The 15237-nt window shown below is 66.5% G+C and carries 12 protein-coding genes and 1 pseudogene; 6 read left to right on the top strand and 7 right to left on the bottom strand.

The genetic code is table 11. The features are described 5' to 3' along the window. Positions 1-361: 361 nt before the first annotated feature. The 3 genes from SALPAC6_RS0121885 to SALPAC6_RS0121905 form a co-directional block, all read right to left on the bottom strand. Positions 362-2158: a helicase-associated domain-containing protein gene (locus tag SALPAC6_RS0121885; RefSeq protein ID WP_018255457.1), complete on the bottom strand. Its 1797-nt coding sequence runs from the start codon at positions 2156-2158 to the stop codon at positions 362-364. 596 nt (positions 2159-2754) lie between these two features. Beyond that, complete coding sequence (gene queD, locus SALPAC6_RS28410; protein ID WP_080636112.1) at positions 2755-3138, bottom strand: 6-carboxytetrahydropterin synthase QueD; 384 nt, start codon at positions 3136-3138, stop codon at positions 2755-2757. A 997-nt stretch (positions 3139-4135) separates the two neighbouring features. Continuing rightward, the gene (locus SALPAC6_RS0121905) at positions 4136-4756 is read right to left on the bottom strand and encodes a YdeI/OmpD-associated family protein (protein ID WP_018255461.1); all 621 of its coding nucleotides are present in this window, start codon (positions 4754-4756) and stop codon (positions 4136-4138) included. Positions 4757-4807: 51 nt separating this feature from the next. On the opposite strand from SALPAC6_RS0121905, the pseudogene SALPAC6_RS26550 reads away from it, so the two are divergent. The 3 genes and pseudogenes from SALPAC6_RS26550 to SALPAC6_RS0121925 form a co-directional block, all read left to right on the top strand. Further along, positions 4808-5297: pseudogene (locus tag SALPAC6_RS26550) on the top strand (uridylate kinase); the annotation flags it as partial. A 259-nt stretch (positions 5298-5556) separates the two neighbouring features. Continuing rightward, positions 5557-5979, top strand: a complete 423-nt coding sequence (locus SALPAC6_RS0121920) for a hypothetical protein (RefSeq protein ID WP_026189957.1) — start codon at positions 5557-5559, stop codon at positions 5977-5979. 150 nt (positions 5980-6129) lie between these two features. Then, positions 6130-7131, top strand: coding sequence for a helix-turn-helix transcriptional regulator (locus tag SALPAC6_RS0121925; protein ID WP_018255465.1), 1002 nt, complete (start codon positions 6130-6132; stop codon positions 7129-7131). Positions 7132-7138: 7 nt separating this feature from the next. Here SALPAC6_RS0121925 and SALPAC6_RS26555 read toward each other — a convergent pair whose 3' ends face one another. After that, positions 7139-7327: a hypothetical protein gene (locus tag SALPAC6_RS26555; protein WP_018255466.1), complete on the bottom strand. Its 189-nt coding sequence runs from the start codon at positions 7325-7327 to the stop codon at positions 7139-7141. A 181-nt stretch (positions 7328-7508) separates the two neighbouring features. Here SALPAC6_RS26555 and SALPAC6_RS0121935 point away from each other — a divergent pair, with 181 nt between their 5' ends. Beyond that, positions 7509-8114, top strand: coding sequence for a dihydrofolate reductase family protein (locus SALPAC6_RS0121935; protein WP_223874242.1), 606 nt, complete (start codon positions 7509-7511; stop codon positions 8112-8114). Between the two features lie 97 nt (positions 8115-8211). Here the strand turns inward: SALPAC6_RS0121935 and SALPAC6_RS0121940 are convergent, their stop codons facing one another. The 3 genes from SALPAC6_RS0121940 to SALPAC6_RS0121950 form a co-directional block, all read right to left on the bottom strand. Further along, positions 8212-9822: an outer membrane protein assembly factor BamB family protein gene (locus tag SALPAC6_RS0121940; RefSeq protein ID WP_026189959.1), complete on the bottom strand. Its 1611-nt coding sequence runs from the start codon at positions 9820-9822 to the stop codon at positions 8212-8214. Between the two features lie 342 nt (positions 9823-10164). After that, positions 10165-11823: a thiamine pyrophosphate-binding protein gene (locus SALPAC6_RS0121945; RefSeq protein WP_018255469.1), complete on the bottom strand. Its 1659-nt coding sequence runs from the start codon at positions 11821-11823 to the stop codon at positions 10165-10167. A gap of 40 nt (positions 11824-11863) precedes the next feature. Next, positions 11864-12904 (bottom strand): class I SAM-dependent methyltransferase, encoded by a 1041-nt coding sequence (locus SALPAC6_RS0121950; RefSeq protein ID WP_018255470.1) that lies wholly within the window; start codon positions 12902-12904, stop codon positions 11864-11866. Between the two features lie 311 nt (positions 12905-13215). Between SALPAC6_RS0121950 and SALPAC6_RS0121955 the strand changes: the two genes are divergently transcribed. Both SALPAC6_RS0121955 and SALPAC6_RS0121960 read left to right on the top strand, forming a co-directional pair. Beyond that, positions 13216-14355, top strand: coding sequence for an inositol-3-phosphate synthase (locus SALPAC6_RS0121955; RefSeq protein ID WP_018255471.1), 1140 nt, complete (start codon positions 13216-13218; stop codon positions 14353-14355). After that, the gene (locus tag SALPAC6_RS0121960) at positions 14348-15211 is read left to right on the top strand and encodes an SCO3242 family prenyltransferase (protein WP_018255472.1); all 864 of its coding nucleotides are present in this window, start codon (positions 14348-14350) and stop codon (positions 15209-15211) included. Before SALPAC6_RS0121955 ends, SALPAC6_RS0121960 begins: the two co-directional genes overlap by 8 nt. Positions 15212-15237 lie beyond the last annotated feature (26 nt).

The raw sequence follows: 15237 nt of genomic DNA on the forward strand, positions 1-15237 counted from the left end.
CACGCTGGTGACCCTGGATGTTCCGCGGCCGTCCGGGGTCTCAATCGTCCACGAACCGCAATCCTCACTGGGCTGGTCAAGTCGTTCGTCACGAGCCGGTACCTGCTGCCAAACCGTACGGCCGATACCTGCTGGGCGGCGCGGCACCGGAGCGGACGCGGCACCAGCGGGACGCAGGCGCATACGACGAAGTTCAGGCCGGCCAGCCGCCGCAGCTCCCGGTGCGCACCAGAACGGAGACGCCGGTAGCGATCGCCTTACGGACCGGCTCCGTTGGCTTCCCGGGGTCACGGGTTCCTGGAGTGGCCGGCGGATTCCGCACAGGACGGCGGTTCCGACCAGGGAAGTGGTCTCCTGCCAGTCAGGCGCGGTGGCGGCGGGCTCGCTCGATGACGTCGCGGCCGTCGGCGTTCTGCCGGCGCGGCGCGTAGCCGGCTCTGCGTAGGGCGGCCATCGTGTCGGCCGTGGTGGCGTGGCTGGCCAGCACGGTCGGGGCGAGCAGACGTAGGTTGAGCTTGTCCAGCCGTTTGTCGGCGCAGATCTGCGCCAGCAGTGCGGTGTCTTCGCTGACCAGGGTGCTGGCGACCGGCGCCACGCGTACTGACCCGTGTTGGCGGGCGACGTCAGTCAGCAGGTAGATCAGTGGTTGCGGCAGTCCGCCTTCGGTGATCTTCGTCAGGTCCTTGATCAAGCGCTGCTGGGTCCAGCCTGCGTCGTACGCGCCGCGTACCGTCGCTGGGCTGAAGCGCCAGGTCGTGGCTGTGCCGCGGGACTCGACAACGGCGGTCGCACCGAGGAGCTCTGCCAGCTCCGGGCTGGGTGTGCCTACCACGACCGCGGTCAGGTCGGCCTGCAGCTTGGCGGTGCGAGCGACCTCGCCCAGGTCGCCGATGGCCCTGGCGATGTCCGTGTCGGCCAGCAGCGCCCGCCCGGCGGGGCTGACAGCGCCCGCGCCGAGGACCCCCAAGGTGGCGGCCTCGTCCAGCAGGCCGCGCACGGTCTTGGCGCCGCCGAAGGCCAGCGGCTGCCGCCACCACATCCACTGCGCTGCCTGATCGAGGTTCGTCGTCCCCCGGTCGCCCAACACCTGCAGCGCGGTCATCCGGGCGTGCGCAGACCAGCTCTGGCGGTGCTCCGGAACCCACGGCCCAGTCTGCGACGACGGCAGATAGGCCAGGTCGCGCCATGCCTTGAGCATCACCGCGAGCCGCCGGTCCAGACCGAGCTTGAGCCAGTGGTCGTACGCGGCCGTCGGGATCACGCGTCCGCCGAGGTCGGCCAGCCCAGCCTCCGTTGCGACGGCCAGTAGCAGTCGCACGGTCGGCACCGTCACTCCCAGCATCTTTGCCGTCCGGGCCAGCTCGCGCACACCCACGCCGCCGGCCTTGACCGTGGCGAGGGGTTCACGCCCGGTCCCGTCCAGCAGCGCCGACAACAGGCCGACCACGGCAATGCCCTGGGCCTGTGCGTCGCGCTGCACCGTTGGAGGATCCGGCGTATGCCAGGCGACCGGTGGCTCCTGTGGCTGGAACGGAGCCCGGTAGTCCGCTGCTCGCAAGGCGAGCGCGACCTGCCCCGCCAGCTGATAGTCCTCCCAGGTCACACGGTAGACCAGTCCGTGTTCCTCCGCCCAGTCCAGCGGATGCACCTGCCGGTGGCGGTGCTGATATGTACTCCGGTGTGCGATGCCGCTGCCGCCGTAGCGACGGATCTGTCCACCCTCGCGGTCGGCCTTTTCCAACACTGTCCGCGTCGCGGCCGGCATCCGCTTGACCAGTGCGTGCACGTTGTCCGGGTCGAGGAAGAATCCCGCCACCGTCTCCAGCAGATCCGCCTTGCGGCCCTTCGTCGGCAGCCCCAGGTTGCGCGCCACCACCTTCAGATCATCGGCGCTCAACACGGCGGCGAGTTGCTCAGCAGCCGGGCCGACACCCAACGGACGGGCGAAGACCTCCCGCAGCACGCCGTGCACCAGGAGCCGGCCCCGCAGCTGCGCGACAAGCCCCACGTCGGCGGCACGCCGCAGGTACGGAGTCGCGTCGGCACCCACCAACGCCGACACCTCCGCCTCGGTGACAAGGCCCCCCAGCGCCATCGCCGCCTCCAGCACGTGCAGGGTCGGCAGGTCAAGGCCAGCAAGCTGCTCATACGGATCCACGGCGGCGCTCCCCAGGACACACGGCGACGCCCTAAATCCAACCCTACGAAACCGTCTCCGTGTGACGCGACCCGCCGGCCAACCTGAGCCCGGGAACCTGGATCGCCGCCGGTGGCGCCAAGCCAGCGGAGGGCTCTGGTGTTCCGGATCAACCCCTGACCGGAGTGGTGGCGCGGCTCGGAAAATGACCAGTCGTCAACATGCAACCACTCTCAGTTGCAAGGGTCAATGCGGCTGGCGCCGCTACTCAGCTACCTCCAGAACGTGGAAGTCGCACATTTCCTGAAATGCCTACGAAACCTCTCGCCAGCGGCGACACCCCTGTTCCAGCGACCTCGCCAGTACGTCTACCACAACTGCAGTGGCACCCGAACATCCTGCCGATCATGACGAGACGCCAACAAGTGGACCTCGAAGAAGAGGCCGATCATGCCCAGCACGGGACGGATCACCGACTATTCGCACGGCGGCGATGGCGCCGAAACAACACGCTCACCTGGTGCCGGTTCGACCTGCCGAAATCACTGCGCCGTGCTACCTGTTCATGGACAACCTGGCCGAGTCTCGCCGCGCATTGACCCTGATGTCGGCGGCGCTCACTTCCGATCCAGGACGTACTCAGCCCAACTGCTGGGCGTCTCCGAAACTCGGACAGCCGTCAGTCGACCCCCTACCGAATCCGTCAGGTGATTTTCCAGCCAATGCGCCAGATGACGCGCCAACTGCTCACTGGTTGGTGGTACATCTTCACCCAGCACATCGTTAAGGTATCGATGATCGAAATTGCTTTTGATGTACTGTTTGAAAGGATCCAGGTCGCCGAAGTCAGTAACAAAACCGGGCTCGGCAAGCGAGTCGCCCTCAAGTATGATCTCAACGGTGTAGGTGTGCCCGTGCAGGCGACCGCACTTGTGACCTTCGGGTAGCCCCGGCAGGCAGTGCGCAGCGCTGAACGTGAACTGTTTCCCGATTCGCCACATATCGCTCACCGTCTCTCTGGTTCAGTCGGCATCGACTGGGGGTACTCTCGGCCTAGGCGTGTCGCAACCCGGTAAGCGACCGTTTCCCAACGCGGCGGGGCAACATGCCGTTGGCGTTGAGAGAGGCCACCGCTGCTCGTCAGTCCAGCTGCCAAGCAATTCGGCCAACCGCGGCTGGTCGTCACGCTCCCGTTCTCGCGGCAGACCTCACAGCTCGCGAGCGAGTTCCCGTTCAACGCCGCCTCAATCGCGACCACCGTGATCCGGGCGGCTCCCGTACGAGTCGTAACACCTGATCTTGTTAGGTTGGTTGATGGGACGTCTCTGGCGGTGAGTGACCCCGCTGATCGCGACAGGCGCAGGTCAGGGAATCGGGACGGTCTTGCCGGGCAGCTTGCCGGCGACCTGCTCGTCATGCACGCACGTAGCTCGGCCAACTGCCGGCGCCGGGCGGCGTGGATCTTCAACTCGCCGGCGTCCACGCGCCAGACCAACTCGGCAAGCTGCTCGACGTTGCTGTACGCGAAGGCCTGGATCGGCCTACCCCACGCTCGGCGGTCAACGGTCACCGTCGCGCCGGTCCATACCGCGAGCTGGCCGCCTACGCCACCGCCCGCGCCGTTGATCAGAAGCGTCTGGCCGGCCTTCAGGCCGGCGTTCTCGAACAACGCCTGCCAGGTGGGGTCGGTGATGCTGCGGTGGATCAGCAGCCAGTGGCCGTAGCCGTCACCGCTGGCGGGCAGGCTGGCCACGGCTCAGTCGTCACCGTATCGATCGGGTTCGGGCTGTGCGGCAGTTGTCGCACAGCTACATGCCGCCCGACAATCTGGAGTGGCTGGCCATGTCCCCTTCGACTTTCGGTGGGAGAAGGGCCCCGAACCACGTGCCGCCGTGGCCACAGTCGCGACCCGCTTCAGCACCGTACTTTCGCTTGCACAGCCCGAAACCCGGCCCGGCGACTAGCGCTAACGGGATCGGAACAGATCAGTGCACAGGGTCATGAGGCCGCCGATTGCGGCGAGGCCGACGGCTTGGCCTTCTGCGGGTAGATCGTCTCGTGGCGGGCCAGCATGGCGACGAACTCGCCGATCCTGCGCTCGCGGGTCTGCGTCCGTTTGGCGGCAGCCAGGCGTTGAATAAGAGCGAACCGGTTGGTCCTGGTGAGCACGTCGAACATGGCCTGGGCGGCGGGGTTGACGGCGATGGCGGCGAGTAGGTCGTCCGGCACCTCGGCCTCCGACGGCGGGGCATAGGCGGCCGCCCACCGCCCGTCCGCCTTGGCGGCTTCCACCGCAGCCCGGCCGGCGGGCATCATTCGCCCCTGCGCCTCGAGTCGGGCCACATGGCCGACATTGCGTTGCGACCAGGAACTGCGGGGCCGGCGCGGAGTAAACCGGATCCAGGATGTCTCCTGATCCCGCTTCCGACCCTGCCCATCGATCCAGCCGAAACACAGGGCCTCATCAACAGCCTGCTGCCACGTCAGCGTGGTGGCGGTGCCGCCTTTCTTGGTCAGTACGAGCCAGACGCCGGGCGATGTGGCATGGTTGGCCGCCAACCACGTGCGCAGTGCCTCGGCATCCTCGACGATCAACTCGTCCAGTTCAGTGCTCGCCATGACCGCAGGCTAACCCAACTCCCGGCCATCCCTCGATGGCAGCTCCCGATTCTGCACTCAGTCTTCGTACCCTTTGGAGGCAAGAGATTTGGTCTTGCTCGGCCACCTGCTGAGGCTGTTGGGTCCGTCACACGTGAACACCCAACGCGGGTAGCTGTCGACGGACCGTCCGCCCCCGGTAAGACCACCCTCGCCGACGAGCTGGCCGTCGTCTTGCGTGACCAGGGCCGAGATGTCATCCGCGCCATGATCGATGACTTCGTCTTTCCTCGGGCGCAGCGCCATCCACGGGGCGAATGCTCGGCCGAAGGCTGCTACCTCGATGCCACGACCACGGCGCACTGATCCGGGTCCTGCTCGATCCGCATGGCCGGGCGGGGATCGACGCTTCCAGCCCGCGGTCTACGACCGTATCGCGGATTCCGTGCTGTCCCCACCGGTCATGACCGCCCCCGTCAACGCCGTGCTGGACTTCGACGGCGTCTTCCTCCTGCGCCCAGAATCGATCGATCGGTGGGACCTGCGCATCCTCGTGTCGACCTGACCATGTCGATGTGTACAACGGCGAGCCTCGGCTGCCGGCCTGGGAGACTCAAGCACGCTGACCGTACTCGATCCGGCTATGCGCACGACCCGTGCTGGCCCAACTCGCCATCGGCGATGAGCCCCACTGGGTACGCGAGCGGGCGGTCACAGCACGTCACATCAGGGCTGGGCCGGTGGCGAGGCTCTATGGTGACGATGAGTATCGGTGGCATGCTGACTACAGCCAGTACGGTGCGATGGGCCCATATGGATGGGTGGAGGTCCAAGTGGTCAAGAGCGTGGTGACATCGGTAGCCGGTGTGCTCGTGTGCCTGGTAGCCACCGGGCTGGTTGTCGTTGCCTTCCAGGACCGGCCGGCAGCGCCAACGACGGCGTGGGGGCCTCGGCTGCCGACTCCGGCGGCAGAGCACACCGTGTTCGGGGCTCGGTCGCTGATGCGGGCCGGCCGGTGTGCGGGCGGGCAACTGGTCGCCGAGGAGCGGGGTGTCCACGAGGTGGGGATGTGCAGTATCGACGGACATCAGCTCACGGTCGCCGTCTTCGCGACCAATACTCAGCGAGACGAGTGGGCCAGCCACATGACCTCTACCGGCGTCGTCGTCACTGGTGACCGGTGGGCAGCCGTCGGTGACGAGGCAGCTGGACCGTCGGCGTTTGCTGCGGCCCTGGTGCGCTGATCCCGCCACCGAGCAGGAGGTCGCCTTCACCGATCGGCGGTGCTTGTCGGGTGCGGGCAGACGCCGGACGGCCGCGCTGTTCGCGTACACCACCACCCTCCCGATAGATGCGGCAGGTGAGCTTCCGCAATCACTGACATCATGGGAAGCGTGTTGGAGACCTCGGCCCGCCTGCTCGAACTACTGTCACTGCTTCAGCTCAAGCGCGACTGGACGAGCGTCGAGCTCGCCGGCCGGTTGGAGGTGAGCACGAGGACGGTCCGCGCCGATGTCGCCAAACTGCGGTCGCTCGGCTATCCCGTGGACGCCCGTCCGGGCATCGCGGGTGGGTACCGGTTGGCCGCCGGTACGGCGATGCCTCCACTGCTGCTTGACGACGATGAGGCGGTGGCGGTCGCGGTCGGACTGGGGGCGGTCGCGACCCAACGGCTCGGTGTCGAAGAGACATCACTCACCGCGCTCGCGAAGCTGGAACAGGTGCTGCCCGCGCGTCTCCGTCGGCGCGTTGCGGCGGTACGGGAGGCGACGAGCGTTGTTCCGGGGGCGAGCCCGCCGCTGGATCTGTCGATTCTCGGCGCGGTCGCTGCCGCGATCCGCGGCCATGAACGGCTCCGTTTCGGCTACACCAAGCCTGGGGGCAGCGAAAGTGTTCGCCATGCCGAGCCGCAACGGCTGGTGAGCTGGGGGTCGCTCTGGTATCTACTCGCCTGGGATCTCGACCGGGACGACTGGCGGATCTTTCGGGTCGACCGCATGGTGGTGCACGCACCGACGGGGGTGCGGTTTCAGCCGCGTGCGATTCCGGCGGACAACGTCGTCGAGTACGTCGTCGGACGGGTCAGCAAGGCGGCTTGGACGTACCGTGCCCGGGTGCTCGTACACGCTCCCGCCGCCAAGGTCGCCGCGAAGATCCGTATCCCGGTCGACATAGCGGTGGTTGACGAGTTCACCTGCCAGGTCGAGCTGGGCTCAGACCACCCCGACCGGCTCGCGCTGTGGATGACACAGCTTGACTTCGACATCGAGGTGATCGACGGAGACGAACTCGCGGCGGCGTTCGATCGCCTCGCGACGAGGTTCCGCCGCGCGGCGGTCGGCGCATCCACCAGTCGACCGGGGATGACCGACGACGAACGTGGGCTGCTTGAGTAAGTCGACTTCAGCGAGTTGGAGTCGGGTCGTCTGCGGCCCGGAGCCGGCCGCAGGTGTCAGGCCTCGTCGGGAGGCGCAGGGCCAGCAGGCCGACGGCGCTGCCGCTCAGGGCGACGCCGATCCTCGCGGCGGAGGTGCCCTGCTCGCGCGGGCTGACGGCGACCACGAGGCCGCGGTCAGATGCTCTGACATCCACGTTGGTCAACCTTGAGCCCTGCCAGCGTCTGCCAGGCGGGGCGTAGCTTACCTCGCGGCACGCTCCCAGGGGCGCCAAACGGTAGGCGTCCCTCGATCCGGTGAACCTGCGCCACTGACAGTGTGTCGGCCACCCGTCCGGGGAACGTGCTCCGTGCTTCACCTTTCTCTGGGTAAGTCCTATGGTAGGGGGTCACGTGCGAAAAGTTGTCTCATACCTCCTTTTTTCACTCGATGGTGTGACGGAGGAGCCCGACGAGTGGATGTTCAACCACGCGCTCGACGACGAGTCGGAGTCGTCATCGACGTGTGGTACCTATTTTGACACCGAGTTGGCGGACCACCTGCAGTACCTCGTCGATACGCAGGACGCCGTACTCCTGGGACGTATGACCTATGAATACTGGGCGCCGTACTGGCCGAACTCAGATGTCGAGCCGTTCGCGACGTTCATCAACAGCTCACCGAAGTACGTCGCGGCCAGCACGCTCGGCGAGCACGAATGGGAGAACAGCACCCGTATCGAGGGCAGTATCGCCGACCAGGTCGAGTCCCTCAAGGCGCAACCAGGGAAGAACATCGGCGTGCACGGAAGTCCGACCCTCGTACGATCGCTGCTAGCCCAGGGCCTGGTTGACGAATTGCGGCTCGCCGTGCCGCCGGTCATCGCGGGCAAGGGACGCCGACTCCTGGATGAATACCCGATGACACATCACATGCAGCTACTGGACTCGAAGCGGACGAGCAGTGGGTCGCTACTGTTGACCTACCAGCCAGGTGCCGTGTAGCCATATCCCGGCGGTGCTGGAGCCGGTCAGCAAGGCGGGGGTTCGTGCAGGGTGGCGCTGGTGTGGCGAACGCCAGACCAGCGCCACGTTGCTCGAGCTAGTGGCACCCGTTTCCGCCGCGCTTGCCCGGCAGCCGGTAGGCGACGATCTCCGCACGCTCATCGGCGCTCTGCGGCCAGCCACTCGCCGCCAGGAGAGTATCACCGCTGATCACTACCGGGGAATTGGTGGATCCGGGTAGCTGCGCCTGCCAGACGGGGCGGCCGTTCCTGGTATTGATGGCGTGAATCTTGCCGTCGAAAGTGGTGGTGAAGACAAGGTCGTTCGATATCGTCGTTCCACCGTAGGGCGACTGGTCGAGCGCAAATGTCCACCGTGCTCTCCCCGTGGCCAGGTCCAGCGCCACGACGGCACCACTGCCGTCGCTGAACGCGGGAAAGATGGGCGGTGGGAGTTGGGAAGTCCAGGTCGCGGCCAAGTCATTAACCGCCACGTATACTGTGTCACGGTCGATAGCGCCCGGCGCGGGGACGCCGCCGAGTACACCCGGATACACCTTCACCGGGAAGTCCGGCAGCTCGTCGAACCGACCGGCCATGGCGAGCAGGTTGTCGTCGTCGTGACCGTTGTGCCGTCCGACCGGAGTCTTCCAGAGTCGCTTCCCCGTCTTCCGGTCGTACAGGTAGACAAAGCCAGCCTTGCCGGACGTGAGCACGACGCGCCGCCCACCCACGGTGGTGAGAATCGGGGAATTCTGCAAGTCCCAGTCATAGATGTCGTGCGGGAGCTCCTGGCGGTACCAGATCAGCCGCCCTGTTCGTCCATCGAGTTTGACGATGGAGTTGGTGTAGAGGTTGGCACCCGGCCGGCTCGAGCCCCACGGGTACTCCTCAGTCCCGAGGAACGGACCGGGATTTGCTATGGCGAGGTAGAGGTCTCCGCGTTCGTCGAAGCTCGGTGGATACCAGGCACCGCCACCAGAGTTGATCTCGGGATGCCCCCAGAGATCACGGGGCACGCTGTCCCAGGTCCAGCGCGGGGCGCCGGTACGAGCGTTGATGGCCCAGATCACGCCCACCGCGCCAGCACCATACCCGCCACGAAGGAGACTCGGCACGGTAGCGATGTACACAGTGTCGTTGTTGACGCCCGGCGCCATGTCGATGCCCTCATTGGCGTTGCGGGTAATCTTACGCCGCCACAGCTCACGACCGGTGCGGGCATCGAGCGCGAAGACCTCGGTCAGGGTGGCCCCGAACACCCGGCCGTCGGCCACGGCCACGCCGTTGGGCCCGTTGGTGTAGGAGCCCATCATTACTGTCCATATTTCCTGACCGGTACGTACGTCGATCGCATACACGTTGGAGTCGAGGTCCTGGCTGTACATAACTCCGTCAACCACGACCGGATTCGTCGCGTAGCTGCCCGGCCAACGGTCCGTCGGTGCCTTGATCGGTACGGTCCAGGCGACCTCCAGGTCGGCCACGTTGGAAGAATCGATCGGGCCGCGTACTCGCCGGGTGTTGTGCTTGTCGGCATTGGGGTGCTTCCAGTCAGCACGTGAGCCGCACCGGTGGTCGCCGTATGTGGTGTGCCCTGATTCGGGTTGGGCGGCCGACGGCCCAGCGCCGGCGAGCACGATCGCCGCCACCGCGGCGTAGGCCGTCAGGCGTGCAGCCGTCCTGCGGGAGGACGTTGTCAGCCGCATGGGCATCCCCTTGTCATTGTCGTATGCCAATTGACAGTGCGTTGCACGGAGGCTACCGCTGTCATGGATGCCGGGTTGTTCTGCAATGCTAATGTCGGCAAATCAGGCCATAGGGATGCATTCTGTCATGCGTTGTCTGCATGTCCGCCGGCCGCCGGCGAACAGGTCATCCGGCGGCGTATGACCAGGGGTGACGTCAACGGCGAGACCAATGCGGTATGCCGTGCGGCGCTTTTGCCCTGTCCCTGGTTGAGTGTGGCGGATCTCAGGATTATCAAGGGTCCGCACCTCACGTGTAGCGACGACCCCACTCGGATCGTAATTTCCCTGCAACGGTCCAGCCTACTCAGGCTCAGTGCTGGCCTTGCCCGCAATGAGGTCTGACAAAAATCCTGCCACTACCTGCGGGACGACCTTGCAGTCGAGTAGCAACGTTCCCGGGCGTCCTTTGGCCAGCCAACTGCGCACGCTCCACAGGTCAGAGACCCGCCGTACGGTGACCGCGGTGGCACCCAACGATCGCGCGATCCCAGCGAAGTCGGTGTCGCTGAAGGCGGCGGTACGAAGATCGGCGCCCTGGGGACCGTACATGTGGACTTCGAAACCGTAGGCCGCGTCGTCATACACGACGACGAGCGCTGACCGCCCGGTGCGGATGAGCGTTTCGAGCTCGGGTAGGCCCATCAGGGCACCTCCGTCGCCAAGCGCGGCGACGACTAGTCGGTCGGGGCGGCCCACGGCGGCACCAACCGCCCCCGCAAACCCCAGCCCGATGGTTTGGAATGCGGCGCCCATGAACACCATCGCGGAAGGCTCAGGAACCGGCAGGTATCGTGACGGCCATTCGATGAACTGCCCTCCGTCCAGGACGACGGTGCGGTCCTGCGGCAATATCTCGGCGAGCGCCGCGGTCAAGGTCCGGGGGTCGATCCGATCGTCGGTTCCCGCATCGTCGTAGCTCTCGTGCTCCCATCCGGCCGTCGCGATGTCGTCGGTGACCTCGTCACGCCAGCTCGAGGGGGGTAGGCCACGCGCGTTCACCGCGGTGAGCAGTGCGTCCGCGGCGGCGGAAGCGTCGCCCGTGACAGTCAGCGTGACCCTGTCGTTGGCGCGTTCGCCTGCTATGCCGATCTGGACGAGAACGGCGTCCGGGTGCAGCAGCTTGCCGTGGTGCAGGGTAAAGGGGTCCAGGCTGGCACCGAACGCGATCACGAGGTCAGCGGCACCGATGATTGCTGCCGCGCGCGGTGCCGCAAACCCGCCGAAGACACCGAGCGACCAGCGATTGCTGCTGAACATGCCACTGGCCATAGTGGTTGTCGCGTAGAGCGCTCCGATTCGTTCACCCAGTTCGATGAGGATCTTGTCGGCGCCGCTGCGCCATGCTCCCACACCGGCGAGTAGCAGGGGGCTACGCGCCCTGGTGAGGGCCGCAAGGACGGCGTCGAGGCCAGCGGGGGCCAGCGGTACTACGTTGGTTGCCGAGGGGCGGAGGGCCGGCGTGTGTTCAGATACCTCTACCGAGATCATGTCATTGGGTACGCATAGCACGACAGGCTGGGACGCCGATCGGGCGAGCTCGAGTGCGTCCACGGCCGTCCGGAGTGCGGTCTGGTGATCAGCGATCCGTAGTACTGGCGCCGGAACCGACCCCACAAATGCAGTCTGGTCGATGTCGTGTGGGCGAAGGCCGTGCGACGGCGCGTCACCGCAGATCACCAAAGCGCCGCTGCCGTGCTTGGCCGCCTCGGCGAGAGCGGTGGCGATGTTGGTCAACCCGGGGCCGTGTGACGTGGTGCATATCGCTACGTGTCCGGTGGCGCGGTGGTAGGCGTCGGCCATCGCCATCGCTCCTCCTTCATGCCGGGCCGGCACGTACGAGATGCCCGCACCGGTGAGCCCTGCGGTGAGCAGGATGTTTCCACCGCCGACCACGCCGAAGGCATGACGGACACCGAGGTCCGCCAGTATCCGGCCGAGGGCCGTCGCCACCACCGCCATGCCGTCCTCCGATCCGTCCCTGCGCTGTCTGCTGCCGCTGTCAGGCCAGCTCGAAGATGACCTCGCCGACGGTCATCTCGATGCGGTTGGTGCGGACCAGGCTCCAGCCTCCTTCTTCGAAGACCCCTTCCCAGTCGGCGATGGTGGGCAGCGTGATATCCATCAGGTCGTGGCCCAGTTCGAACCCGAGAACGAAGATTGGCAGATCGGTGTCAGCGACCCCCTCCACCCGGGTAGCGTCGCCGAGAAGTAGACGGCGTGTCGAGGGGAAGCACTCTCGCAGCCGGCGCAGTGTGGCAACACACTGTTCTTTCGGCCAGAAGTCGTGTCCCATCATGAAGCATGTCACGAGATCTACGTCGGCGAATTCGGGTCGTCGCTGCAAGTTGAGTACGTCCGCCTCGAAGAACGAGGTCTGGTTCGCTAGTCCAGCCGCGGCGGCGTCGCGCCGGGCGTCGTCGAGGGCCGGCCGAGCGAGGTCGATGCCGATACCGCGGGCCGCCGGGTGTCGGTTGAGTACGTCGATCAGCCGGCCACCGCTGCCACATCCTAGATCGGCCACGACCCTGATGTCGTATCCCAACCGCTCGACGGCAGCCCAGAACGTGCTGTCATAGCACAGCTCGTTGATTTCACGGCACGCGTAGGCAATGGCCGCGGAGTCACGCTGGTAGTAGGCACCAACTCGGTTGCGCTTCACCAGGGAGTGTGGCATCTGCCGGAAGAGTTCCGCGCTGCCCCGGGTCAACCAGTGGAAGAAGGACTTGGTCCGGTAGGTCTCGTTGAAATTCGCGGACACTCGTATTGTCGTGCCCTCGCGCTTGACCACTTCGACGGCTGCCAAGGCCCGGGATAAGCCCACCATGGATGTCGCATCGAGTCCGTGCGTGGCTGCGAACTCGACGGCGTTTATCTCTTTGGCGGCCCTTAGTTCATCGAGTAGGCCGATCTCCCACGCGGCGGCGATCGCCCAAGCGCCGACGGCGGAATTGAAGATGGAGGTCACCCGCCGGACGGCGCCGTCGACCGTGCCGCCGTTCGCGGCAGTGTCTCCCTCCTGCGCCCTGGCCGAGTGTTCCATGGTCATCCTCCTCTTTCGGTGATCAGTCCTGCACCTCATCCTGAAGAGGGAAACCAGCGGAGAGCACCTTCACAAGTGCGGTCACCAGCGGCGATGTCGGCAAGCACTTCATAGCAGCTCGGGCACCGAAATCAGATGCGCATTCTTCGAGAAGGCGGTGCGGCAGCTGGCTCGACAATGATCCAGTACCCACCTTCGGTGCCACCGCCACGAAATCCCGGAGAACACGGCATCGGGTCGTGTCCGGACGGCTGGCATCGGAGCTGAGTACGTCCAAGAGTGGCATGGGTTGTGGAGTGGGGGATGGCCTTATGGCAACAGGTGTCTGGCTGATCGGCGCACGTGGTTCTGTCGCGGTGACGAGCATCGTCGGAGCCGCGGCGATTAGATCCGGTCTCGCCGAGCCGATCGGATGTGTGCTGGAGCTGCCGCTGCTGCGCACGAACGTCGCACCCGGGATCGAGGATCTCACCTTCGGGGGCCACGACATAGCCACCACCCCACTGGCGAAGAGAGCTGAGGCGCTTGCGGCCGCCGGTGTACTGCCGGGGCCGATCGTCTCGGCGGTCATGGCGGACGTCGCCGCCGCCGAGCAGGAACTGTGCCCTACCCCGTCGGCGTCGACCCAAGGTCAGGCTGCCGAGGCCATCGCGCGGGATATCCGAGGCTTTCGGGAACGGCACGGGCTGGAACGCGTGGTGGTGGTGAACGTGTCATCGACGGAGGCGGCACCCCCACCACACCCCGCCCACGCGACATTCGATGCGCTGCGGCTCGCCATGGCCACGGCACACCCCGTGCTGCCGCCCAGTTCGCTGTACGCGTACGCAGCATTTCAGGCCGGATGTTCCTATGTTGACTTCACGCCATCGACGGGTGCGCGGTTGCCCGCGTTGGCGGAACTGGCCCGGCGCAGCGCGTTGCCCTACGCCGGACACGACGGAAAGACCGGTGAGACCCTGGTCAAGTCGGTGTTGGCACCGATGTTCGCGATGCGTCATCTGCCGGTCCGCACCTGGTCCGGGACGAACCTGCTCGGCGGCGGCGACGGCGCGAACCTCGCCAGGGCCGGGGCAAACGCCGCGAAGGCAGGCAGTAAGCAGCGGGTGCTGGCCGAGACCCTGGGGTACGAACCACAGGGCACCACCCGGATCGAGTACGTCGACGACATGGGTGACCACAAGACTGCATGGGACCTGGTCACCTTCAACGGCTTCCTCGGCGCGGCCATGCGGATGGAGTTCACCTGGCACGGCTGTGACTCGGCGCTCGCCGCACCACTGGTTCTCGATCTCGCGCGGTTGATGGCAGCCGCGCATGCCGCTGGGCGTACGGGTCCGCTGGCCGAGCTGGGGTTCTTCTTCAAGGACCCGCTCGGCGATGGGCCGCACGCACTCGGCGAGCAGTGGGCCGCCCTGGTCGCACTTGTGCGGGGACTCGGCGATGCCTAGCCCAGGTGCCCTCGCCGAACTCGTACGAGCCCCAGCCGCGCTGACCGTGCCGGGCGATGTGGTGACCGGCGCGACGGCCGCCGGAGTCCTGGGGTGGCGCACCGCCGGTCTGGCGACTTCGTCCATCCTCCTCTACTGGGCCGGGATGGCCGGCAACGACTGGGCCGATCGGGAAATCGATGCGCGCGAAAGACCCGAGCGGCCGATTCCGTCGGGTCGTGTCTCGGCGCGATACGCCCTGGGCGCTGCGGCTACGCTGACCGGTGCCGGTGTTCTGGCCGCCATGGTAGCGGGAGGAAAGAGCGCCTTGCGCGTCGCGGTGCCGCTCGCGGGGGCGATCTGGACATATAACCTGCGTGCCAAGAACGGTCCCGTGAGCCCAGCAGCGATGGCCACCTGCCGAGGGCTCGACGTGTTGCTCGGGGCAGCCAACGGGCGCATCTGGCCCGCGGTGCCGGCGGCCCTGACGGTCGCCGCGCATACCTACACCGTCACCATGCTGTCTCGCTGTGAGGTCAGCGGCGCCCGATCGCAGTTGCCGGCGACAACCCTCGCCGGCACGGCCATGGTCGCGGTGCTCGCCGCTGGCCGTCGCCGAGTGGTACCCGTCCGCCGCCGAGCGGTACCCGCCGCACTTGCTGCCTGGTATGCGGCTCGATACGGGTTGGCTCAGGGGCGGGCCGTGGCGGATCCCACCGCCACGCGGATCCGGGCCGCTGTCGGCACGGGTGTCGTCGCGCTGCCAACCCTGCAGGGGGCGCTGACCGCCCGCTATGGGCGGGCTGCCGTGGGCTTTGCCGTTGCCGCAGGTGCGCCGTTGGCGAGCCGGCTCGCGAAAAGAGTGGCGTTGACATGAGTAACTCACGCCCGAGCACATCGAAC

This window comes from Salinispora mooreana, from assembly GCF_000379065.1.
Classification (GTDB): Bacteria; Actinomycetota; Actinomycetes; order Mycobacteriales; family Micromonosporaceae; genus Micromonospora; species Micromonospora mooreana.